The sequence below is a fragment of the Micromonospora sp. NPDC047812 genome (genome assembly GCF_040704175.1).
Classification (GTDB): domain Bacteria; phylum Actinomycetota; class Actinomycetes; order Mycobacteriales; family Micromonosporaceae; genus Micromonospora.
This window is the reverse complement of sequence record NZ_JBEYRY010000015.1, coordinates 68568-89909: the sequence shown is the minus strand read 5'-3', so window position 1 is coordinate 89909 and position 21342 is coordinate 68568. Positions and strand designations below refer to the sequence as shown.

Here is a 21342-nt window from a genome sequence, read left to right as displayed (position 1 = left end):
GGAGTATCCGCACTCGCCCCTTCTGCGGGGCACCAGAACTGCATGATCGGGCCGGGTCAGGGGTGAGGGCGGGGCGTCACCGCGCAGGCGGGAGGCGGCGGCGGGCGTCGCCCGTCGTGGACGGGCCGGGGGACCAGGGGGCCACCCAGGGCAGGTCGTCGGCGGGGGTGAGCACGCCGTCCTCCAGGGCGGCGTAGCGCCCGGCGAGGATCCGCTTCGCGGCGACCGTGTCGACGGAGTCGGTGTTGTCCCACAGTGCGGTGAAGAGCGCGTCGATGCGGACCCGGGCCTGCCGGCAGAACAGGTCGGCCAGCTCGACGTTCTCGGGCCGGGCCTCCCGCTCGGCGTGGGCGCGTACGCAGACCGCGGACATGGCGAACAGCTCCGCGCCGATGTCCACCACCCGGCCGAGGAAAGCCTGCTTGCGCTCCATCTTCCCCTGCCAGCGGGACATCGCGTAGAACGTCGAGCGGGCCAGCTTGCGCGAGGCACGTTCCACCTGCCGCAGGTGGCCGGCGAGCGGGCCGAACTCGGCGTACGCCGAGGGGCGCTGTCCCCTGCCGACGGCGAGGGTGGGCAGCCACCTCGCGTAGAAGGCGCCGGCCCTCGCCCCGGCCCTGGCCTTGCGGCCGAGCCCCGCCTCCGGGTCGATGATGTCGCCGGCGACCGACAGGTGCGCGTCGACCGCCTCGCGGGCGATGAGCAGGTGCATGATCTCGGTGGAGCCCTCGAAGATGCGGTTGATCCGCAGGTCGCGCAGCATCTGCTCGACGGCGGCGGGTCGCTCGCCCCGCGCGGCGAGCGAGTCGGCCGTCTCGTAGCCGCGACCGCCCCGGATCTGCACCAGCTCGTCGGCGATCTTCCAGGCCATCTCGCTGGCGTAGAGCTTGACCAGCGCCGCCTCGATCCGGATGTCGTTGCGGTCGTCGTCGGCGAGCAGGCAGCAGAGGTCCAGCATGGTCTCCATGCCGTACGTCGTCGCGGCGATGAAGGAGAGCTTCTGGGCCACCGCCTCGTGCTCGCCAACGGGCCGCCCCCACTGCACCCGGTCGGCGGCCCACTCCCGGGCCACGTTCAGCGCCCACTTGCCGGCGCCGACACACATCGCCGGCAGCGACAGCCGCCCGGTGTTCAGGGTGGTCAGCGCGATCTTCAGGCCCTTGCCCTCGCCACCGATCACGTTCTCCTTCGGTACGAAGACGTCGTGGAAGCGGGTCAGGCTGTTCTCCAGGCCACGCAGGCCGATGAAGGCGTTGCGCCGTTCGACCGTGATGCCCTCGGTGTCGCCCTCGACGACGAAGGCGGTGATCCCGCCGCGCCGCCCCTCGGCGGCGGGCACCCGGGCCATCACCACGAGCAGCGTGGCGACGGTGCCGTTGGTGGCCCACAGCTTCACGCCGTTGAGCCGGTAGCCGGTGCCGTCGGGCGTGGGCTCGGCGGTGGTGGCCAACCGGGCCGGGTCGGAGCCGACGTCCGGTTCGGTGAGCAGGAACGCGGAGACCTCGCCGGCGGCGAGCCGGGGCAGGAAGCGCTGCTTCTGCTCGGCGGTGCCGAACATCTTCAACGGCTGCGGCACCCCGATCGACTGGTGCGCCGAGAGCAGCGCGCCGATCGCCGGGCTGACCGAGCCGGCCAGCATGAGCGCCCGGCAGTAGTGCAGGTTGCTGAGCCCGAGCCCGCCGTACGACCGGTCGATCTTCATGCCGAAGGCACCGAGACGGGCCAGGCCCTGGAACACCTCGTCCGGGATGGACGCGTCCCGCTCGATCGCGGCGCCGTCCACCTCGGAGACCAGGAACTCGCGGAACCGGCCGAGGAACTCGTCGGCGCGGGCGACGTCCGCCGGATCGGAACGCGGCCAGGGGTCGATCAGGTCGAGCCGGAACCGGCCGAGGAAGAGTTCCTTGCCGAAGCTGGGACGGTCCCAGGAGGATTCCCGGGCCGCCTCGGCGACCTGTCGGGCCTCCTTCTCGGAGACCTGGCCGGCCTCGGTCGGCAGTGGCCCGGCCGTGCCGGCCGCCGGCGGGTCGTCGGCGCTGGTCTGCGCGGGCCGGTCGGCGCCTGATCCGTCGGGCGCGGGTCGGCTGTTCTCTGTCGTGGTCACGGCGGCCCCCTCGAACCTCGGTCCGGATGCGTCAACGTGCTCGACGAACAGCACGCTACCCCCGGGTGTTACCCAGGGGTAGCGATCGGTAAATATCGAGCTGTGTCGACCTCGGTCAGTCGCTGAGAGACCGCGGCTCGTTCTCGTCGTCGTCGTCGGCGTCGTCGTCGCCCCAGTTGCGCCGGGAGAACGGCAGGAACACCCAGAAGGTGAGGAACCAGAGGCCGGTGAGGCCGCTGAGCACCAGGGCGATGCTCCGGTCCAGCACGAAGTCGGTGATCAGCAGCACCGCGCTGACCATCGAGATCAGCATGAAGGCGAGGCCACCGCTGGCCATACGGTGGGCGAACCGGACCAGCTCCGGCTTGCGGCCCTGCCGGAACAGCGCGCGGTGGAACGCCACCGGAGAGATGATCATCGCGGTGGCCGCGGCCGCCGACAGCAACGCGACGATGTAGATGTCCTTCTGGAAGCCACTCGTACGGGTGAAGCCGTTGCTGAACGGCAGGGTGAGCAGGAAGGCGAAGAGGATCTGCACGCCGGTCTGGGCGACCCGAAGCTCCTGGAGCAGGTCGGCGAAGTTGCGCTGCCAGCGCTGCTTCTCGGTTTCCTTGGACACGCGCTACCTCCGGTCAGACGGTACTGCCGGCGGGGGCGGCCGGCGGCAGCATCGCTGATGCCCCACCGGCCGGCGCGCGAAACCGACTCACGTCACTGCCCGGGGCGCCGGTCCCGTCCGGTCAGGAGCCGCGCCGGATCCGGCCGGCGTACCGGGCCTCCAGGGCGTTGTTGTGCTCGTCGCCCCCGGCGATGTTGGCCGACAGGTAGACCGGGGGACGCTCCCCCGCCGCCAACAGCCGGGCCACCACCTCGATCGTGATCTGCTGCGCCAGCAGCGCCGCGGTGATCGACGAGACCGCGCCGACCGCGCCACCGCCGGGCAGCGGCAGCGTCGCGTCGCCGTACGGGGCGCCGTTGTCGAGCACCACGTCGGCGAAGTCGGCGAGCTTGCGCCCCGACGGGTGGCGCGAGGTCATCTGCCCGGAGTGCTGCGCCGAGGTGATCGCGACCAACCCGTGGCCCTTCTCCCTGACCAGCGACGCGAACTCGACCATCGCGCCGTTCACGCCCGAGTTGGAGGCCAGCACGAAGACGTCCCGGGGGCCGACCGGGGCCAGCTCGTAGAGGCGGTGCGCCACCGCCGGGTCGCGCTCAAGCAGCGGCCCGAGCACGTCCGCCGGGGCCCCGCCGCGGAGCACCAGGTCCCGCAGGGCGATCCGGTTCGTGGGGACCAGCCCGCCGGCCCGCCCGGCGATCTCCATGGCCAGCGCCTCGGAGTGGCCGGTGCCGAACGCGTGCACCACGCCGTCGGCGCGTACCGCCTCGGCGATCAGGTCGGCGGCCCGCCCCACCGCCTCGCGCTGGCTCTCGGCCACCCGGTTCATCGTCTCGGTCACCACGGCCAGGAAGTCCTCGGCCTTCACCGTCGTGTCTGCTCGGTCCATGTCGTACCTCCGTCATTGGTGGGCCGGCGTCCACCGGCCGGCGTCGCGGGGAAGGTCAGACCGGGTCGTGCACCCGGGCCAGGATCGCCTCGGCCAGCGGGGCGGGCGCCTCGTCGGGGATCCAGTGGCTCACCCGGGGCAGCTCGACGAAGCGGTAGTCCCCGGTCACGTGCTCGGCGCACGCCTCGGCGGCGGTCCGGCCGATCGCGATGTCGCGACCGCTCCACACGAACGTGGTCGGCACCGCCACCGGCCCGGTGGCGGCCAGGTCCCGGCGGGACATCGCGCGGTACCAGTTCAGGGCGGCGGTCAGCGCGCCCGGCTCGCGCATCGGGTCCGCGTACGCGGCCACCCGCGCGTCGTCGCCGACCCCGTGCAGCATCCGGCGCAGCCCGGTCGCGTTCAGCGCCAGCAGCGCCTTCTCCGCCGTGCCTGGCTTGCGGAACACCGTCATGTACGCCGAGCGCGCCTTCTGCCCCGCGTCCTCGGCCAGCGCCCACGCCATGGCGCCGGGGTGCGGCACGGAGACCGCGGTCAGCGTTCGCACCCGCTCGGGGTGGTGGGCCGCGACGGCCCAGGCCACGATCGCGCCCCAGTCGTGCCCCACCAGGTGCGCCGCGTCGACGCCCAGCGCGTCGAGTAGGCCCACCGCGTCGGCGACCAGTTCCGGCAGCCGGTACGCCTCGACCGCCTCGGGCCGCGCGCCCGGCGAGTAGCCGCGCTGGTCCGGCGCGTACGTGCGCAGGCCGGCGGCGTGCAGCGCGGGCACCACGTCGTCGAACTCCCCACCGTGCTGGGGGAAGCCGTGCAGCAGCAGGATGGGCGTGCCGCCCTCCGGTCCGCCGACGCGGACGTCGAACGTGAACCCCCGGGCCTCGATCCGCATGATCGTGAGCCTACCCAGCGTCGCACCCGGCCGCCCGGGACCGCCGGCCCATGGTCACTCGTACTGTTGCCGGGGGACGGGCACCTGCCGCCAGGACTCCACGTCCAGGTAGGGGATCTCGGCGTCGTTGACCGGGTCGCGGGCGATGCGGTCGCTGTAGCGGCCGGTCACCTCGATCCAGGTGTCGTCGGCGAGCCCGTCGGGGGCCGCGCCGGTCAGCCCCAGCTTGACCGGCCGCCCGTCGGCGGCGCAGCAGGAGAGCACCATCCGGGCCAGCAGCGGCCGGCCGTCGGGGCCGGTGGTGACGAAGCCGGTCAGCTGGACCCGGCGCCCGCCGATCGAGGTGCCCCGGTCGAACAGGGCCCGGGAGGCGTAGTCGAGCACGGCCACCCGCACGGGGTCGCCGTCGGGCAGCGGCGGGTAGTCGGACGGCTGCTGCCGGGTGGTGACGGCGGTGCCGGCCTGCCCGGCCGCGTACGAGCCCAGGGCCGGCGGGGCGACCAGCAGCAGGCCCAGCACGGGCAGGATCAGCAGCCAGCCGACCCGGGGCTCGTGGTGGCCGTGGCCGTCGTGCCCGCCGTCGCCGTCCTGCCCGTCGTGGTCGCCCTGAGCGTCGTGGTCGCCCTGGTCGCCCTGAGCGTGGTGGCCGTCGTGGTGGCCGGCGGGCGGGCGTCGCAGGAGCGGGCGCAGCTCGTAGAAGAGGGTCATGACCGCGGCGGCCACCAGCAGCAGGCCGGCGGCGATCAGGAAGGGCCGCAGCCCCTCCTTGACGTAGCGCAGGTGCAGGTCGGTGAGGCTGGCCCGGACGACCGCGCCCCCGAGCAGCAGCAGGACGACCGCCTGCGCCTGCCGGTTCACAGCAGCACCGCCCCGGTGGCGGCGGCCACCGCGACGGCCACCGCGAAGGTGGTCGGGGCGAACCGCAGCGCGAAGCGCCGGCCGAAGACCCCGGCCTGCATCGAGATGAGCTTGAGGTCGACCATCGGCCCCACCACCAGGAAGACCAGTCGGGAGGTCAGCGAGAACTGCGACAGCGAGGCGGCGACGAAGGCGTCCGCCTCGGAGCAGAGGGAGAGCAGCACCGCGAGCGCGGCCAGCGCGAGCACCGAGAGCACGGGGTCGTCGGCGAGCGTCTGCAACCAGCGCTCCGGCACCACGACGTTGATCGTGGCCGCGGCCGCCGCGCCGATCACCAGGAACCCGCCGGCGTGCGTGACGTCGTGCCGGACCGCCCCCCAGAACGCCCGCCCGCGCGAGCCGTCGTCCAGCTCCGGCCGACGCGGCAGCCGGATCCAGTCGGCCCGGCCGAGGCGCAGCCACAGCCAGCCCATGACCGTCGCGACGACCAGGCTCGCGACGGCCCGGCCGAGGACCATCGCCGGGTCGTCGGGGAAGGCCACCGCGGTGGCGGTGAGCACGATCGGGTTGATCGCCGGGGCGGCGAGCAGGAACGCCAGGGCGGCGGCCGGGGTGACCCCGCGCCGGATCAGCGACCCGGCGATCGGCACCGCCCCGCACTCGCAGCCGGGCAGCACCACGCCGGCCGCGCTGGCCACCGGCACCGCCAGCGCGGGATGACGCGGCAGCGCCCGGGCCCAGAACGACCGGGGCACGAAGACGGCGATCACCGCCGAGAGCAGCACCCCGAAGACCAGGAACGGCACCGCCTGCACCATGACCGAGACGAAGACGGTGGTCCAGGTCTGCAACCGGGGCGCGGAGAGGGCGCGGGCGAGCGGCTCGCGGAAGACGACCAGCAGGATGAGCAGGCCGGCGAGGACCTCCACCGACCCGATCCGCCGCTCCGGGCCGCGGGGCGCCGCCGGCGTCTCCTCGCGTACGCCCGGGGCGGCCACGTCCACCGCGCCGGGGTGCGGCCCGTCCGGCGCGCGGCGGTCAGCCTCGGATGTCACGTACGTGTCCCTCTGCCGGATTCCCAGTGGCCGCCCGAGAGTACCGGGCCGGAATCGGGGCGTCGATCGAACGCGCTGGTGAGCTGCGGAAAGATCACTTTGCCCGATGATCTTCAAAGGTGTTAGCGTCGGGCCACAACTTCACATCCGACAGGGGAGCGCACAGCGCTGAGAGTGCGGGCACCGCCCGCAGACCCTCGAACCTGATCTGGGTAATGCCAGCGCAGGGAGTTCGGTCGACCTCCAGCCGCGTCGACGTCCGGCACGTTCCGGGCGCGGCGTGCGTCTTCTCCTGGTTCTCGTTCGGGACTGGGAGCAATCATGAGAGACAACAACACCGCCACCCGGTGGCGTACCGTCGACGTCGTCGTCGCCGCCGTGATCGCGGTGGCCTTCGGCGTCATCTTCTGGGCCTGGGGCCTGCTGTGGCGGGCCGTCGACCCGGCGTTCGCGTTCTTCCCCGCCGGCCAGGCGATCATGTACGGCGTGTGGCTGGTCCCGGCCGTCCTCGGCGGCCTGGTGATCCGCAAGCCCGGCGCGGCGCTCTTCTGCGAGGCGGTGGCGGCGACGGTCTCCGCGCTGCTCGGCTCGGAGTGGGGCGGCGTCACCATCGTGCAGGGCCTGATCCAGGGGCTCGGCGCCGAGCTGGCCTTCGCCGCGTTCCGGTACCGCTCGTTCCGGCTGCCCACCGCGCTGATCGCCGGCGCGCTGACCGGCCTCGGCGCGGCCCTGTTCGACTTCTTCGTCTGGAACAGCGAGTACGCCCTGGGCAGCTACCGGATCCCGTACGCCCTGCTCACCATCGTCAGCGCCACGGTCGTCGCCGGTGCCGGCGGCTGGGCCCTGACCCGGGCCCTGGCCACCACGGGGGCCCTGGACCGCTTCCCCGCCGCCCGCGACCGCACCCCCGTCTGACCCCCGGCCCCTCCCCCACCGAGATCGAGGTTGATCATGAGGTTGACGGTGATGTGGATCTCCGTGACTGCCGCCAACCTCATGATCGACGCTCGCGGGCGGGCCGGGAGGGAGGGGTTGCGGTGGGGGCGGTGACGTTGCGGGGGTTCGGGTGGCGGCACGCCGGGCGGCGGGCATGGGCCGTGCGGGGGATCGACCTGCGCGTCGAGGTCGGCGAGCGGGTGCTGCTGCTGGGCCCCTCCGGGGCCGGCAAGAGCACGCTGCTCGCCGCGCTGGCCGGGCTGTTGCCCGAGGACTCGGGTGAGCAGGAGGGCACCGTCGAGATCGACGGGCTCGACCCCCGCAAGGGCCGGGAGCGGGTGGGCATCGTCTTCCAGGACCCGCAGACCCAGCTCGTGATGGCCCGCAGCGGCGACGACGTGGCGTTCGGGCTGGAGAACCGCGGCACCCCCGCCGGGGAGATCTGGCCCCGCGTCGACGAGGCGCTGACCCGGGTCGGCTTCCCGTACCCCCGGGACCGCCCCACCGCCGCGCTCTCCGGCGGCGAGCAGCAGCGGCTCGCCCTGGCCGGGGTGCTGGCCCTGCGTCCCGGGTTGCTGCTGCTCGACGAGCCGACCGCCAATCTCGATCCGACCGGCGCGACGCTGATCCGGGCGGCGGTGGCCGGCGCGCTGGACGCCGACACCACACTGATCCTGGTCGAGCATCGGGTCGCCGAGGCGCTGCCCCTGGTCGACCGGGTGGTCGTGCTCGAACCCGGCGGCGGCGTCCGCGCCGACGGCACGCCCGAGGCTGTCTTCGGCACGCACGGCGACGCGCTCGCCGACGAGGGCGTCTGGGTGCCCGGCCGCCCGGTACCGCCACGCCACGCGACCACGCCGGCCGGCGACGTGCTGCTCGCCGCCGACCGGCTCGGCCTCGCGCCCCGGCTGGCCCCCGTCGACCTGGCGGTACGCGCCGGCGAGGCGCTCGCCGTCCTCGGGCCCAACGGGGCCGGCAAGTCGACCCTCGCCCTACTGCTCGGGGGCCTGCTCAGGCCCGGGGCCGGCCGGGTCACGGCGACCACGGCACTGGCCGGTGGCGACGCCCGCACGCCCCCGCACCGCTGGCGCGCCCCGGCACTGGCCCGCCGGATCGGCTCGGTCTTCCAGGACCCGGAGCACCAGTTCGTCACCAACACCGTGTTCGACGAGCTGGCGCTCGGCCCGCGTCGCACCGGCCAGCCCGAGGCGGCGGTCCGGGCCACGGTGGACGCGCTGCTGTCCCGGCTGCGGTTGACGAAGCTCGCGGCGGCCAACCCGTACACCCTCTCCGGCGGGGAGGCGCGGCGGCTGAGCGTGGCGACCGCCCTGGCCACCGCGCCCCGCCTGCTCGTCTGCGACGAACCGACCTTCGGCCAGGACCGGCGCACCTGGCTGGAGCTGGTGGACCTCTTCGCCGAGCTGCGCGACGCCGGTCACGGCCTGGTCGCCGTCACCCACGATGCGGAGTTCGTCGCCGCCCTGGCAGATCGCCGCGTCACCCTGGAGCGCAAGTGACCAGCCCGGACCGGACCGCCGCACCGGTCACCCACCCAGACCGCCGCCACACCCTGGAACGCCCGTGACCAGCCCGGACCGGACCGCCGCACCGGTCACCCACCCAGACCGCCGCCACACCCTGGAGCGGGCGTGATCAGTTTCGAGCCGGTCGCCGCGCCGGAGGCGTTGCTGGCCCGGCGCAACCCGGTGGCCAAGCTCGCCGCGGCGCTGGTGTTCTCGTTCATCCTGATCGCCACCCTGGATCCGGTGGCCCCGGCCATCGCGATCGCCGTCGAGCTGGCCCTGCTGCCGCTGTTCGGGGTACGCCTGCGGGTGCTGGCGCAGCGGGCCTGGCCGCTGCTCGTCGGCGCGGTCGGCGTGGTGGTGACGCTGGTGCTCTTCGCGGCCGAACGCTCCGGCCGGGTGCTGGTCGAGGCCGGCCCGGTGGTGGTCACCTCCGGGGTGCTGCTCACCGCGCTCGGCCTGGTGCTGCGCATGTTCGCGGTGGCGCTGCCCGGCGTGATCGTCTTCGCCACCACCGACCCGACCGACCTGGCGGACGCGCTGATCCAGAACGCGAAGGCGCCGGCCCGGTTCGCCATCGGGGCGTTGGCCGCGTTCCGGCTCGTGCCGCTGCTGGGGCAGGAGTGGCAGATGATCTCCATGGCCCGTCGCGCCCGGGGGGTCGAGGCCGGCCGCAACCCGCTGGCGAAGCTGCGGCTGTTCGTGTCGACGGCCTTCGCGCTGCTCGTCGGGGCGATCCGCCGGGGCACCCGGCTGGCCGTGGCGATGGACGCCCGGGGCTTCGACGCCGGCGTCCCACGCACCGTCGCCCGGCGACAGCGCTTCGTCGCCGCCGACGGCCTGTTGATCGCCGGCGCGGCGGTGCTCGCCGGGGCCGCGCTGACCGTCAGCGTGCTGCTCGGCACCTTCCGCCCGTTGATCGGCTGACGGCGTCCGTTGATCGGCGGACGGACCGGGCGGAGTCGCCGGGCCGGATGGCCGAGCGTGGACGGGCCCTGCCGAGTCGCCGGGCCGGATGGCCGAGCGTGGACGGACCGGGTGGAGACGCCGGTGACGACGGCTCCACCCGGCCGGCACCGTCAGCTGCGCCGGAAGGCGTACCGGCGGGCCTGCCCGGCCTTCTGGCCGCGCAGCGCGCCGGAACGGCCGGCGCCGGAGACCGGCGGACCGGCCTTCGGCGCGGCGGGCCGGTCGACCGGCAGCACCGGCACGACCGGCGCGACCGCCACCTCGTCGAGGTTGACGGGCGTCAGGTCCGCGACGGGCGGCGTGGGGACGGTGGTACGGGACTTCTTCGGGTTGCGCCTGGCTGGCATCCGGTGCCTCCTCGGTCTGCGGGCCTGCCGCACCGGAACGACGTCCGGTGACCGGGGCCCGCCTCGTTCGGCGACCGTCGCGCGACGGTCGGGCGGGATCGGGACTGCTGCCCGGGATTGACCACGAGGGGCACCGCCGCCTCGACGGCAGGTGCGGAATGCGGACGCCCGGGAGCACGCGGACCCGCGGCGAGACAGCGGCGGGTCGGCTCGGAAGTGGGGCGTCAGTTGCGCATGCCCACACGCTAGCCGCCCGACCGCTCGCGCGCAGCCTAATTACCGGCGGCGCCCGCGGGCGGCCGGTCGCGCCCGGCGGAGGCGGACCGGCGGACCGGCGGCCAGCCCCGCGTCCCTCGGCTCGACCCCCACCCGGTGGTGACGGCTGCCCGACACGGCCTCCGGGCCGCCCCGCCCGCGATACGGTCGCACAGGCGGGTGTCGACGGCGGAGGGGCGGACGGATGGCCGGGCGGGCGACGGCACGGATCGGCGTGACCGGGCTGGCGGTGATGGGCCGGAACCTGGCCCGCAACCTGGCCCGAAACGGCTTCACCGTGGCGGTGCACAACCGCTCGCCCGAGCGCACCCGCAGCCTCGTGGCGGAGCACGGGGACGAGGGGACCTTCGTGCCCGCCGAGTCGATGACCGACTTCGTCGCGTCGCTGGAGCGGCCCCGGGCGGTCATCGTGATGGTCAAGGCGGGCGGGCCCACCGACGCCGTGGTCGACGAGCTGGTCCCGCTGCTCGACGCCGGCGACATCGTCGTGGACTGCGGCAACGCGCACTTCGCCGACACCCGTCGGCGGGAGGAGGCGCTGCGGGCCCACGGCCTGCACTTCGTCGGCACCGGCGTCTCCGGTGGCGAGGAGGGCGCCCTGCGCGGCCCGAGCATCATGCCGGGCGGATCCGCGGAGTCGTACCGCACGCTCGGTCCGATCTTCGAGCGGATCGCCGCCCAGGTGGACGGGGTGCCGTGCTGCCGGCACATCGGGCCGGACGGCGCCGGGCACTTCGTCAAGATGGTGCACAACGGCATCGAGTACGCCGACATGCAGCTCATCGCCGAGGCGTACGACCTGCTGCGGGCCGGACTGGGCGCGGAGCCGGCGGAGATCGCGGAGATCTTCCGCGGGTGGAACGCCGGGGAGCTGGAGTCCTTCCTGATCGAGATCACCGCGGACGTACTGGCGCACACCGACGCGGCCACCGGTCGGGCGTTCGTGGACGTCGTGCTGGATCGCGCCGAGCAGAAGGGCACCGGCCGCTGGACGGTGCAGAGCGCCCTCGACCTGGGCGTCCCCATCACCGGCATCGCCGAGGCGACCTTCGCCCGGTCGCTCTCCGGGCACGCCGACCAGCGCGAGGCGGCCCGCCGGGCGTTCCCGGACGCGGGCGCGACCTGGCGGGTCGAGGACTCCGACGCCTTCGTCGAGGACGTCCGCCGCGCCCTGCTCGCCTCGAAGATCGTGGCCTACGCGCAGGGCTTCGACCACATCCGCGCCGGCTCCCGGGAGTACGACTGGGGCATCGACCTGGGCGGCACCGCGACGATCTGGCGGGGCGGCTGCATCATCCGGGCCCGCTTCCTCGACCGCATCCGCCAAGCGTACGACGAGCGGCCCGACCTGCCGACGCTGCTGGTGGCGCCGTGGTTCGCGGACACCGTGAACGACGGCGTGCCGAGCTGGCGGCGGGTGGTGGCCGAGGCCGCCCGGGCCGGGGTGCCCGTCCCCGCGTTCGCCTCGTCGCTGGCGTACTTCGACGCGCTGCGCGCCCAACGGCTGCCGGCCGCCCTGATCCAGGCGCTGCGGGACAACTTCGGGGCGCACACCTACCAGCGCGTGGACCGCGAGGGCACCTTCCACACCCGCTGGCCCACCGACCGCACCGAGATCGAGGCCTGACCCCGCCCGAGTCCGTGGGCGTCAGGCGACGGCGGCGTGCGTCTCCCGGGCGCCAGCTCGCGCACCCGCGCGGCCGGCGCTTCCCACTCCGTGGCGTTGCGGGCTCTCGACCGGCGAGGGGGCGGTCACCACACCACAGGCCGTCGCTCGGGCCCCGCCGCCCCGTTCTCGGGCCAGACCGGCGCGGGGGCCGTCACCAGGCCCGCTGCCCGGTCTCGGTGGGCGCCCAGGTGAGCGCCGGATCGCCGCTGGCCAGCTCGCCGATCTCCCCGGAGCGAGGCTGCGCCGCGTGGCCGAGTTCCCGGCAGTGCTGCTCGGCGACCCCGGCACAGATCTCGGCCACCCGCGCACGGACCGGGTCACCGAGGTCGGCGCCGTCCAACGCCACGATCATCTTGTCCCGAAGATCCGACATCCCGCGACCACCCCCGATGCTCGCCGCGACCACCCGGAACCCCAGGCTCACCCCGACCCTAGCCACCCCGCCCCTGACCCACCCCCGAAACCCCGAACCCCCGACCCGCGAGTCGATCATGCACTTTCGGTGGGCGGAACGCCCCGGTGCGGCGCTTTCGCGGGGCACCACGACTGCATGATCGGCGAGCGGGTCGGGGGTTCGGGTCAGGTCACGGTCAGGTGAATCGGTCAGAAGAAGCGGCGACGCTTCGCCTTCTGCGGGCGGAGCATGTCGGCGCCCTTGGTGAGCAGGCGGCTCACCCCGGTCGGGCCGCGGCGGGCCTCCATCGTGTGGCTGAGCCGGCGCGCGCCCGCCGCCGCCAACGGCACGGCGACGGCCATCATCGCCCACTGGGCAATACGCTTCTGGATCATGTGGGTTCACCTCCGTCGGTGGCTGCTGACCACCGTGGTACCCCGTACGACCGGGCGGTAAGCCTCAGGCGGGCGGCGGGGCGACCGGGTTGGGCAGCGCGCCGCCGAAGCGCCGGTCCCGCTGCGCGTACAGCTCGCAGGCGTACCAGAGGTGGCGGCGGTCGAAGTCGGGCCAGAGCGTGTCGAGGAAGATCAGCTCGGCGTACGCGGTCTGCCAGAGCAGGAAGTTCGAGATCCGCTCCTCGCCGGAGGGACGCAGGAACAGGTCGACCTCGGGGATCTCCGGGTGGTAGAGGTACTTCGCGACGGTCTTCTCGTTGACCTTCTCCGGGTCCAGCCGGCCCGCCGCCACGTCGCGGGCGATGGCGGCGGCGGCGTCGGCGATCTCGGCCTGACCGCCGTAGTTGACGCAGAACTGGAGGGTCAGCGTCGAGTTGCCCCGGGACATCTCCTCCGCCGTCTGCAACTCGGAGATGACGCTCTTCCAGAGCCGGCCGGCCCGGCCGGACCAGACCACCCGCACCCCCAGGTCGACCAGCTGGTCGCGGCGGCGGCGGATGACGTCCCGGTTGAAGCCCATCAGGAACCGGACCTCGTCGGGCGAGCGCCGCCAGTTCTCGGTGGAGAAGGCGTACGCCGACAGGTAGGGGATGCCCAGCTCGATGGCGCCCTCGATCGTGTCGAAGAGGGAGAACTCCCCCGCCTCGTGGCCCTTGGTGCGGGGCAGCCCGCGATCCTTGGCCCACCGGCCGTTGCCGTCCATCACCACGGCGACGTGCTTCGGCACCGCGTCGGCGGGCAGCGCCGGCGGTCGGGCGCCCGACGGGTGCGGTGTCGGCGGCACGGGCTCGCGACGCCCGGCCCTCATCGATCGGATCACTCGGTCTTCCCCCTGTTCACGCCGTCCGCGCCGGCCCCGCTGGCACGCGGCGGCGGGACCGGGCCGGCCGCCGGGGTGCCCCGGTCGACCAGCGGCAGCGAGCGTAGCGCGCGCTCCAGGTGCCACTGCAGGTGTGCCGCGACCAGGCCGCTGCACTCCCGGCGTACGCCGGTCTCGGTGGCGTCGGCGACCCGCCAGTCGCCGCTGGTCAGCGCGGACATCAGGTCGATGGTGGCCGGGGCGGGATGGGCCGCGCCGGGCGGCCGGCAGTCCGGGCAGACCGCGCCCCCGGCCGGTACGGAGAACGCACGGTGCCGCCCCGGCGTGCCGCAGACGGCGCAGGCGGTCAGCGCCGGCGCCCAACCGGCCAGCGTCATGCCCCGCAGCAGGTACGCGTCGAGCACCAGGGTGGTGGCGTGGCTGCCCTCGGCGAGCGCCCGCAGCGCGCCCAGGGTGAGCTGGAACAGCCGCAGCGACGGCTCCCGTTCGACGGGGGTGAGCCGCTCGGCGGTCTCGGCGATCGCGCTGGCGGCCGTGTAGCGGGAATAGTCGCCGAGGAACCGCTTGCCGTAGAGGTCGATGCCCTCGACCTGGCTGACCGTGTGCAGCGAGCTGCCGTGGTTGCCCTTGGGGTCGCCGGCGAGCTGGAGGTCGACGTGGCCGAACGGCTCCAGCCGGGCACCGAACTTGCTGGTGGTGCGGCGGACTCCCCGGGCCACCGCGCGCAGCCGGCCGTGCCGGCGGGTGAGCAGGGTGATGATCCGGTCGGACTCGCCGAGCTTCTGCACGCGCAGGACCACCGCGTCGTCGCGGTAGAGCTGTCGGCGGTACCCGGCCATCGGACCATTCTCTCTCGGGGTGCGGAATCAGGGTCAGCTCGGGGTGTCCGCGCGCGGAACCCCGATGCGTGGGGCGGGCCTCGCCTCGTAGCGTGCTCGCATGGCTCTGCACCGCACCGCCGCCGCGCTCGCCGCGGCCACCACCCTGATCGTCGCCGCCGGGTGCGACAACCTGTCCTTCCGCCGGCTCGACTACGACAACACCGAGGCGGTCCGGATCAACAGCATCCGGGTGCTGCCGGGGGCCGGCGACGTGACCGTCCGCGCCATCGGGGCGCAGGACGAGGTGCGGATCAAGCGGGTGGTGCGCTACCAGGGCGGCCAACCCGACGCGACGTACGAGATCAAGGGCACCGAACTGGTGCTGGACACCGACTGCGGCTCCCGGTGCAGCGTCTCCTACGAGGTCACCGCCCCGGACGGGGTGAGCGTGAAGGGCGAGACCGGCTCCGGTGACGTCGACCTGAGCAGGGTGGGCCCGGTGGAGATGCGGCTCGGCTCGGGCAACATCCGGGTGACCGCCTCCAGCGGCCCCGTCCGCGCGGAGACCGGCTCCGGCAACATCCAGGTGGCCGGTGCCGGCGGTCCCGTCCGCGCGCAGACCGGCTCGGGCAACGTCGAGGTCGACGAGGTCGCCGCCGCGGTCACGCTGCGCACCTCCTCCGGCGACATCACCGGGCACCGCCTCGACGGCGGGGTGGACGCCGAAACCGGCTCCGGCGACATCACCGTCGACCTGACGACGCCCGCCTCGGCGCGGGTGCACGCCTCCAGCGGGAACGTCGAGCTGGTCGTGCCGGCGGGCCGCTACCGGGTCCGCTCCAGCACCGACAGCGGCGACGCCGAACTGGGCGTGACCGACGACCCGTCCGCTACGCTGGTGCTCGACCTCTCCACCGGCAGCGGCAACGTGACGGTCACCCAGCGCTGATCTCGACGGTCTCCGGCTCCCGCACGGCGCGGGGCGCCGGCACCGCCGCCCGCCCGGTGACCGGTCCGTCGACCGTCCCGGCGGCGGCCGGGCGACCGGTGGCCGGTTCGCCGACCCTGCCGGCGGCGGAGGCGTGCACGGTGGCCGGTTCGCCGACCCTGCCGGCGGCGGGCGGGCGCACGGTGGCCGGGGCGGGGCGGGCGCGGCCGGGGACCAGCTCCGGCGGCCTGCGGGCCGCCACGTCCTCCACCCAGCCGACCAGGGCGGTCACCAGCGCGACCAGCGCGAAGACCAGCGCCACCCGGATCGCCAGGCCGAGCGGGTCCTGGTGCGACCAGCCCACCACGTCGACCAGCGGGGTCAGCGCCACCACGAACGGCATGTGCCACAGGTAGACGGTGAGCGCCCGCCGGTTGAACACGGTCACCACCCGGCCGAACGCGGCGCTGAGATCCACCCAGGGCGCGCTCGCGGGCCCCCGGCCGAGCAGCACGAGGACGAAGGCCGCCGACCAGAGGGCGTTGCCCAGCGGGTTGTCGTTCAGGTCGTACCCGCGCGGTCCGGGGTGGGTGACGATCCAGGCCGCGCCGGCCGAGGCGAGGGCCAGCGCCACCGGCACCAGCACCCGGTGGGTCAGGCGGCGCAGCATGCCGGCCTGGTGGGCGAAGCCGAGCAGCCAGGCCCCGAAGTAGAGCCCGAACTGGTGCAGCGCCACCGGCAGCGCCGGGAGCAGGCCCAGTTCGGCCGCCGCCAGCAGGGCGTACGGGGCGATCAGGGTGGGCACCGGGGCGCGCCGGAACAGCCAGAGGGCCACCGGCGAGGCGAGCACGAACCAGAGGTAGTCGCGCAGGTACCAGATCACGCTGAGCGCGATCGCGCCCCAGCCGTTGGCCGGCGGGTCGGCGATGGGGAAGAGCCAGAGCAGCACCCGCGGGCTCAGCGGCAACCCGGTGAGCAGCATGGCGGGTACGAAGACGGCGGCGAGCACCCACAGCGACGGCAGCAGGCGCCGCAACCGGCGTACGACCGCCCCCGGTCCCCACCGGTGCAGTGAGGCCGCCATCAGCGAGCCGGCGAGCGCGAACATCACCGACATCGCCGGGAAGACGAGGGTCAGCGTGGCCCAACCGGTGACGTGGTAGACGACGACTCGAACGATGGCCAGGAAGCGGAGCAGGTCCAGGTATCGGTTTCGCATCAGCCTGCATCTATGTCCGGGGATACGGGGGCTGTCCTATCCCCTACCCTCCGGGCCGAGCACGCCAAACAGAAGGGAACCCACCAGAAGGTGACATCTTCCATACGTCCGACCGATACCGATCGCGCGCCGGACGGGCTCGGGGGCCGGGACGCGGCGCGTCCCGGCCCCCGGTGTCAGAAGCCCAGCTTGCGCAGCTGTTTCGGATCCCGCTGCCAGTCCTTGGCCACCCGGACGTGCAGGTCGAGGTAGACCCGGGTGCCGAGCAGCTCCTCGATCTGCCGGCGGGCGGTGGTGCCGACGTGCTTGAGCCGGCTCGCCCGGTGGCCGATCACGATCGCCTTCTGGCTGGGCCGCTCGACGTACACGTCGGCGTAGATCTTCATGAGCCGGCCCTCGGGGACCATCTCCTCGACGACCACCGCGATGGAGTGCGGCAGCTCGTCGCGGACGCCCTCCAGGGCGGCCTCGCGGATCAGCTCGGCGACCAGCACCTGCTCCGGGTCGTCGGTGAGCATGTCGTCCGGGTAGAGCTGCGGCGACTCGGGCAGGTAGCCGGTCATCACGTCGACCAGGACGTCGACCTGGTGCCCGGAGACCGCGCTGACCGGCACCACCTCGGCGAACTCGCCCAGCTCGCTGACCGCGAGCAACTGCTCGGCCAGCCGCTTGCGGTCCACCAGGTCGGTCTTCGTGACCACCGCCAGCACGGTGGCCTTCAGCTCGGCCAGCTCGCCGGTGATGAACCGGTCGCCGCGCCCGATCGGCTCGTCCGCCGGGATGCAGAGGCCGATCACGTCGACCTCGCTCCAGGTCTGCCGGACCAGGTCGTTGAGGCGCTCGCCGAGCAGCGTACGGGGGCGGTGCAGGCCCGGAGTGTCGACCAGCACGAGCTGGGACTCCGGGCGGTGCAGGACGGCCCGGATGATGTGCCGGGTCGTCTGCGGCTTGTTCGAGGTGATGGCGATCTTCTGCCCGACGATCGCGTTGGTCAGCGTCGACTTGCCGGCGTTCGGCCGGCCGACGAAACAGGCGAATCCGGCCCGGTAGGGGCGCGGCTGGAGATCGCTCACTCGACCACCGTGCCCAGGACGGAGCCGTCCGGGGCAGCCACGTGGATCGGCGCGTCCGCGGCGAGGTCGCGTACCGCCGCGTGCCCCGCCCCGTCCAGCGTCGACGCCTCGGTGACCACCACGGCGGCCTCCAGCCGCGTCGCGCCGGCCGCCACCGCGGACGCCACCGCGAGCTGGAGCGCGGTGATCGTCAACGAGGGCAGCGAGACGCTGGCCGCGGCGTACGTCCGACCGTCCTGGTCGCGGACCGCCGCGCCCTCCACGGCGCCCACCCGGCCACGCGCGCCCCGCGCCAGGACGACCAGCTTGCCGTCCTCGGCGCTCAGCTCGACCGGGTCGGACGGGGTGGGCCGGGCGGCCGGTACGGCGGGTGACTCAGGCATCGGCGGGTTGCCTCTCCTCGGATCGGTTCGTGTCGTCCCGGGGCTCGGCGTGCTCGCCACGGCCCGGGCCGTTCTGTGTGTCGGTCGACTCCGCACGGCTCACCAGCACGGTGTCGATCCGGTTGCGCCGGCCGGTGGTGCCCTCGGCGATCAGCTGGAGCCCGGCGACCTCGACCTGTGCCCCGGGGATCGGGACCCGGCCCAGGGACTGGGCGAGCAGGCCGCCCACGGTCTCCACCTCGTCGGTGGGCAGGTCGGTGTCGAACAGCTCGCCCAGGTCCTCCACCGGGAGCCGCGCGGTGACCCGCACCGCCCCGTCGTCGAGATGCTCGACCGGCGGGCGCTCGACATCGTACTCGTCGGTGATCTCACCGACGATCTCCTCCAGGATGTCCTCGATGGTGACCAGCCCGCCGGTGCCGCCGTACTCGTCGACGACGATGACCAGGTGGTTGCGGGCGGCCTGCATCTCCGAGAGCAGGTCGTCGACCGGCTTGGACTCGGGCACGAAGGTGGCGGGGCGCATCAGCTCGGCGACCGGGAGCTGCCGGTCCTCCGGGGCGCCGCCCTGGGTACGCCGGATCAGGTCCTTGAGGTAGAGCACGCCGAGCACGTCGTCGACGCTCTCGCCGATGACCGGGATCCGGGAGAAGCCGGAGCGCAGGAAGAGCGCCAACGCCTGGGAGAGCGTCTTGCGCTCCTCGATCCACACCATCTCGGTACGCGGCACCATCACCTCCCGGGCGATGGTGTCGCCGAGCGCGAAGACCGAGTGGATCATCTGCCGCTCGCCGTGCTCCACGACGCCGCGCTGCTCGGCCAGGTCGACCAGCTCGCGCAGCTCCACCTGGGTGGCGAACGGACCCTCCCGGAAGCCCCGGCCCGGGGTGACCGCGTTGCCGATCAGGATCAGCAGCGAGGCGAGCGGGTTGAGCGCCCGGCCCAGCCAGCGGACCAGCGGGGCGACGGAACGCCCGACCACGTACGCGTGCTGCCGGCCGATGGTCCGGGGGCCGACCCCGACCACCACGAAGCTGATCACGGTCATCGCGCCGGCGGTGATCAGTGCCGCGCGCCAGCCCGCGCCGAAGGTGTCCACCGCGACCAGCGCCACCAGGGTGGTGGCGGTCAGCTCGGCGAGCAGCCGCAGCAGGAGCAGGAGGTTGAGGTGGCGCACCACGTCCCCGGCGACGGCCTGGAGCGTCCGCGCGCCCCGCGCGCCGTCACGGGCCAGCTCGGCGGCGCGGGCGGGCGAGACCGCGGCGAGCGCCGCCTCGGTCATGGCGATGAGGCCGGCCAGCACCACCAGGCCGGCCGCGAAGACCAGCAGTTGCAGGTCGGGCAGGCCGGTGGCGCCGGCCGCCAGTGTCGGGGTGGTCATCACCGGGACCGGGTCGACCGCCAGCTCGCCAGCAGCCGGGCCTGGAGGGCGAACATCTCCCGCTCCTCCTCCGGCTCGGCGTGGTCGTAGCCGAGCAGGTGCAGCACGCCGTGCACGGTGAGCAGGTGCAGCTCGTCGGCGGCGGTGTGACCGGCGGTGGCCGCCTGCTTGGCCGCCACCTCCGGGCAGAGCACGATGTCGCCGAGCAGGGCGGGCTCGCCGCCGGCGGCGGACGTCTCGCCGGGCCCGTGGTCGACGCTGCCCTCGTCCATGGGGAAGGCGAGCACGTCGGTCGGGCCGTCGCCGCCCATCCACCGGTGGTTGAGCTCGGTCATGTAGTCGATGTCGACCAGCAGCACGGAGAGCTCGGCGAGGGGGTTGACCCCCATCTCGTCGAGGGCGTGCCGGGCCACGGCGAGCACGGCGTCGGTGTCGACGTCGACACCCGACTCGTTGGCGATCTCGATGGACAACAGTCTTCCCTCGGTCTAGCGGCGCCGGCCGGCCCGGCCGCCCTGGGCGGACCGCCCCGGCACGGCGTGCACGCTCTGCGCCTGCTGGTTCTCCCGCTCGTCCCAGCGGGCGTACGCGTCGACGATCTCCCCGACCAGCCGGTGGCGGACCACGTCGGAGCTGGAGAGTTCGGCGAAGTGCACGTCCTCGACGTTCTCCAGGATCTCCCGGACCACCCGCAGGCCGCTGGTCGTGCCGCCGGGGAGGTCCACCTGGGTGACGTCACCGGTGACGACGATCTTGGAATTGAAGCCGAGCCGGGTGAGGAACATCTTCATCTGCTCGGGCGTGGTGTTCTGTGCCTCGTCGAGGATGATGAACGCGTCGTTGAGGGTACGCCCCCGCATGTACGCCAGCGGCGCGACCTCGATCGTGCCCGCCGCCATGAGCTTGGGGATGGAATCCGGGTCGAGCATGTCGTGCAGCGCGTCGTAGAGCGGGCGCAGATAGGGGTCGATCTTCTCGTTGAGCGTGCCGGGCAGGAAGCCGAGCCGCTCCCCCGCCTCGACCGCCGGCCGGGTCAGGATGATCCGGTTGACCTGCTTGGCCTGCAACGCCTGGACGGCCTTCGCCATCGCCAGGTAGGTCTTGCCGGTGCCGGCGGGGCCGATGCCGAAGACGATGGTGTGCGCGTCGATCGCGTCGACGTAGCGCTTCTGCCCCAGCGTCTTGGGACGGATGGTGCGGCCGCGCCGGGAGAGGATGTTGAGCGTCAGGACCTCGGCGGGCCGCTCGGCGCCGCCCTGCTCGAGCATGCCGACGGTACGCCGGACGGCGTCAGTGGTCAGGGTCTCGCCTTTCTCGATGAGTTCCAGCAGCTCGCTGAAGATCCGCTCGGCGAGGGCGTTGTCCGCGGGGGCGCCGGTGATGGTGATCTCGTTGCCCCGGACGTGCACGTCGCTGTCGACCGAGCGCTCGACCAGTCGCAGGATCTCGTCACCCGCGCCGAGCAGGTTGACCATGATCTTGGAATCCGGGACGGTGATCCTGGTCTGCACCCGGGGCGGGCCGGGAGGTGGGGTGCCGGTCATAGGTCGGGCCGAGGGGCCCTGCGCCACCTGCTCTCGATCTCGGCGCCGGCCTGCTGGCGCGACGCGCTGACGTTCCTGCCATCTTATCTTTCCAACAGCGGTGGCACCCTGCCCATTTCCGCGCGTGGGGCACGAGCGGACCGGTCACCCCGTCCGCGGCGGGGGCGGACCGGACGGGGCGGCTCCTCGGCCCCGG

General features: G+C 73.8%; 22 protein-coding genes and 1 riboswitch. Of the genes, 5 read left to right on the top strand and 17 right to left on the bottom strand.

Annotated features, from left to right (window positions below; translation table 11 throughout):
• Window positions 1-76: 76 nt before the first annotated feature.
• The 6 genes from AB0883_RS29435 to AB0883_RS29410 all read right to left on the bottom strand — a co-directional run bounded on the left by AB0883_RS29435 (window position 77) and on the right by AB0883_RS29410 (window position 6351).
• Entirely contained in the window at window positions 77-2104 is a 2028-nt protein-coding gene (locus tag AB0883_RS29435; RefSeq protein ID WP_366644545.1) for an acyl-CoA dehydrogenase family protein, read from the bottom strand.
• Between the two features lie 115 nt (window positions 2105-2219).
• On the bottom strand, window positions 2220-2723 hold the full coding sequence (locus AB0883_RS29430; RefSeq protein ID WP_366644544.1) for a DUF6328 family protein: 504 nt from the start codon (window positions 2721-2723) through the stop codon (window positions 2220-2222).
• Between the two features lie 121 nt (window positions 2724-2844).
• Window positions 2845-3609, bottom strand: coding sequence for an SIS domain-containing protein (locus AB0883_RS29425; protein ID WP_366644543.1), 765 nt, complete (start codon window positions 3607-3609; stop codon window positions 2845-2847).
• Window positions 3610-3664: 55 nt separating this feature from the next.
• Window positions 3665-4495 carry an alpha/beta hydrolase gene (locus AB0883_RS29420; RefSeq protein ID WP_366644542.1) on the bottom strand — a complete coding sequence of 277 codons (831 nt, stop codon included), beginning with the start codon at window positions 4493-4495 and terminating at the stop codon, window positions 3665-3667.
• A 54-nt stretch (window positions 4496-4549) separates the two neighbouring features.
• Window positions 4550-5353, bottom strand: coding sequence for a TIGR03943 family protein (locus tag AB0883_RS29415; RefSeq protein ID WP_366644541.1), 804 nt, complete (start codon window positions 5351-5353; stop codon window positions 4550-4552).
• Window positions 5350-6351, bottom strand: a complete 1002-nt coding sequence (locus tag AB0883_RS29410) for a permease (RefSeq protein WP_366644552.1) — start codon at window positions 6349-6351, stop codon at window positions 5350-5352. Before AB0883_RS29410 ends, AB0883_RS29415 begins: the two co-directional genes overlap by 4 nt.
• Window positions 6352-6550: 199 nt before the next feature.
• Window positions 6551-6656: riboswitch (TPP riboswitch) on the top strand.
• Window positions 6657-6729: 73 nt separating this feature from the next.
• Here AB0883_RS29410 and AB0883_RS29405 point away from each other — a divergent pair.
• The 3 genes from AB0883_RS29405 to AB0883_RS29395 all read left to right on the top strand — a co-directional run bounded on the left by AB0883_RS29405 (window position 6730) and on the right by AB0883_RS29395 (window position 9794).
• On the top strand, window positions 6730-7323 hold the full coding sequence (locus AB0883_RS29405) for an ECF transporter S component (RefSeq protein ID WP_121400241.1): 594 nt from the start codon (window positions 6730-6732) through the stop codon (window positions 7321-7323).
• A 122-nt stretch (window positions 7324-7445) separates the two neighbouring features.
• Window positions 7446-8861: an ATP-binding cassette domain-containing protein gene (locus tag AB0883_RS29400; protein WP_366644540.1), complete on the top strand. Its 1416-nt coding sequence runs from the start codon at window positions 7446-7448 to the stop codon at window positions 8859-8861.
• A 132-nt stretch (window positions 8862-8993) separates the two neighbouring features.
• On the top strand, window positions 8994-9794 hold the full coding sequence (locus AB0883_RS29395) for an energy-coupling factor transporter transmembrane component T (RefSeq protein ID WP_366644539.1): 801 nt from the start codon (window positions 8994-8996) through the stop codon (window positions 9792-9794).
• Between the two features lie 152 nt (window positions 9795-9946).
• On the opposite strand, the gene AB0883_RS29390 is transcribed toward AB0883_RS29395, so the two are convergent.
• Window positions 9947-10183 (bottom strand): hypothetical protein, encoded by a 237-nt coding sequence (locus AB0883_RS29390; protein WP_366644538.1) that lies wholly within the window; start codon window positions 10181-10183, stop codon window positions 9947-9949.
• Window positions 10184-10643: 460 nt separating this feature from the next.
• On the opposite strand from AB0883_RS29390, the gene gndA reads away from it, so the two are divergent.
• On the top strand, window positions 10644-12086 hold the full coding sequence (gndA, locus tag AB0883_RS29385; RefSeq protein ID WP_366644537.1) for an NADP-dependent phosphogluconate dehydrogenase: 1443 nt from the start codon (window positions 10644-10646) through the stop codon (window positions 12084-12086).
• 193 nt (window positions 12087-12279) lie between these two features.
• Here gndA and AB0883_RS29380 read toward each other — a convergent pair whose 3' ends face one another.
• The 4 genes from AB0883_RS29380 to recO all read right to left on the bottom strand — a co-directional run bounded on the left by AB0883_RS29380 (window position 12280) and on the right by recO (window position 14636).
• Entirely contained in the window at window positions 12280-12501 is a 222-nt protein-coding gene (locus tag AB0883_RS29380; protein ID WP_366644536.1) for a thioredoxin reductase, read from the bottom strand.
• A gap of 230 nt (window positions 12502-12731) precedes the next feature.
• Window positions 12732-12917, bottom strand: coding sequence for a hypothetical protein (locus AB0883_RS29375; RefSeq protein WP_366644535.1), 186 nt, complete (start codon window positions 12915-12917; stop codon window positions 12732-12734).
• A 64-nt stretch (window positions 12918-12981) separates the two neighbouring features.
• On the bottom strand, window positions 12982-13785 hold the full coding sequence (locus tag AB0883_RS29370; RefSeq protein ID WP_366644534.1) for an isoprenyl transferase: 804 nt from the start codon (window positions 13783-13785) through the stop codon (window positions 12982-12984).
• Window positions 13786-13793: 8 nt separating this feature from the next.
• A complete protein-coding gene (recO, locus tag AB0883_RS29365; protein WP_366644533.1) occupies window positions 13794-14636 on the bottom strand; it encodes a DNA repair protein RecO in 843 nt (280 codons plus the stop codon).
• A gap of 100 nt (window positions 14637-14736) precedes the next feature.
• Between recO and AB0883_RS29360 the strand changes: the two genes are divergently transcribed.
• Window positions 14737-15567 (top strand): DUF4097 family beta strand repeat-containing protein, encoded by an 831-nt coding sequence (locus AB0883_RS29360; protein WP_366644532.1) that lies wholly within the window; start codon window positions 14737-14739, stop codon window positions 15565-15567.
• Here AB0883_RS29360 and AB0883_RS29355 read toward each other — a convergent pair.
• From AB0883_RS29355 to AB0883_RS29330, 6 genes are all read right to left on the bottom strand, one after another.
• The gene (locus AB0883_RS29355; protein WP_366644531.1) at window positions 15554-16765 is read right to left on the bottom strand and encodes an acyltransferase family protein; all 1212 of its coding nucleotides are present in this window, start codon (window positions 16763-16765) and stop codon (window positions 15554-15556) included. The two genes, AB0883_RS29360 and AB0883_RS29355, sit on opposite strands and share 14 nt — an antisense overlap.
• Window positions 16766-16941: 176 nt before the next feature.
• Window positions 16942-17838, bottom strand: coding sequence for a GTPase Era (gene era / locus AB0883_RS29350; protein WP_366644530.1), 897 nt, complete (start codon window positions 17836-17838; stop codon window positions 16942-16944).
• Window positions 17835-18221: a cytidine deaminase gene (locus AB0883_RS29345; RefSeq protein WP_101412356.1), complete on the bottom strand. Its 387-nt coding sequence runs from the start codon at window positions 18219-18221 to the stop codon at window positions 17835-17837. Before AB0883_RS29345 ends, era begins: the two co-directional genes overlap by 4 nt.
• Window positions 18214-19626, bottom strand: a complete 1413-nt coding sequence (locus AB0883_RS29340) for a hemolysin family protein (protein ID WP_366644551.1) — start codon at window positions 19624-19626, stop codon at window positions 18214-18216. Before AB0883_RS29340 ends, AB0883_RS29345 begins: the two co-directional genes overlap by 8 nt.
• Window positions 19602-20075: an rRNA maturation RNase YbeY gene (gene ybeY / locus AB0883_RS29335; protein WP_210837561.1), complete on the bottom strand. Its 474-nt coding sequence runs from the start codon at window positions 20073-20075 to the stop codon at window positions 19602-19604. The genes AB0883_RS29340 and ybeY overlap by 25 nt, the downstream gene beginning before the upstream one ends.
• Window positions 20076-20090: 15 nt before the next feature.
• Window positions 20091-21146: a PhoH family protein gene (locus AB0883_RS29330; protein WP_311413805.1), complete on the bottom strand. Its 1056-nt coding sequence runs from the start codon at window positions 21144-21146 to the stop codon at window positions 20091-20093.
• Between the last annotated feature and the right edge of the window lie 196 nt (window positions 21147-21342).

Excerpts from the sequence above, each read along its gene's own strand:
- AB0883_RS29380 (WP_366644536.1), bottom strand. The coding sequence starts at position 12,501 with ATGTCGGATCTTCGGGACAAGATGATCGTGGCGTTGGACGGCGCCGAC.
- AB0883_RS29390 (WP_366644538.1), bottom strand. The coding sequence starts at position 10,183 with ATGCCAGCCAGGCGCAACCCGAAGAAGTCCCGTACCACCGTCCCCACG.
- AB0883_RS29360 (WP_366644532.1), top strand. The coding sequence starts at position 14,737 with ATGGCTCTGCACCGCACCGCCGCCGCGCTCGCCGCGGCCACCACCCTG.
- AB0883_RS29345 (WP_101412356.1), bottom strand. The coding sequence starts at position 18,221 with ATGCCTGAGTCACCCGCCGTACCGGCCGCCCGGCCCACCCCGTCCGAC.
- AB0883_RS29405 (WP_121400241.1), top strand. The coding sequence starts at position 6,730 with ATGAGAGACAACAACACCGCCACCCGGTGGCGTACCGTCGACGTCGTC.
- AB0883_RS29420 (WP_366644542.1), bottom strand. The coding sequence starts at position 4,495 with ATGCGGATCGAGGCCCGGGGGTTCACGTTCGACGTCCGCGTCGGCGGA.
- AB0883_RS29425 (WP_366644543.1), bottom strand. The coding sequence starts at position 3,609 with ATGGACCGAGCAGACACGACGGTGAAGGCCGAGGACTTCCTGGCCGTG.
- AB0883_RS29330 (WP_311413805.1), bottom strand. The coding sequence starts at position 21,146 with ATGACCGGCACCCCACCTCCCGGCCCGCCCCGGGTGCAGACCAGGATC.
- AB0883_RS29355 (WP_366644531.1), bottom strand. The coding sequence starts at position 16,765 with ATGCGAAACCGATACCTGGACCTGCTCCGCTTCCTGGCCATCGTTCGA.
- recO (WP_366644533.1), bottom strand. The coding sequence starts at position 14,636 with ATGGCCGGGTACCGCCGACAGCTCTACCGCGACGACGCGGTGGTCCTG.
- AB0883_RS29370 (WP_366644534.1), bottom strand. The coding sequence starts at position 13,785 with ATGAGGGCCGGGCGTCGCGAGCCCGTGCCGCCGACACCGCACCCGTCG.
- gndA (WP_366644537.1), top strand. The coding sequence starts at position 10,644 with ATGGCCGGGCGGGCGACGGCACGGATCGGCGTGACCGGGCTGGCGGTG.
- AB0883_RS29375 (WP_366644535.1), bottom strand. The coding sequence starts at position 12,917 with ATGATCCAGAAGCGTATTGCCCAGTGGGCGATGATGGCCGTCGCCGTG.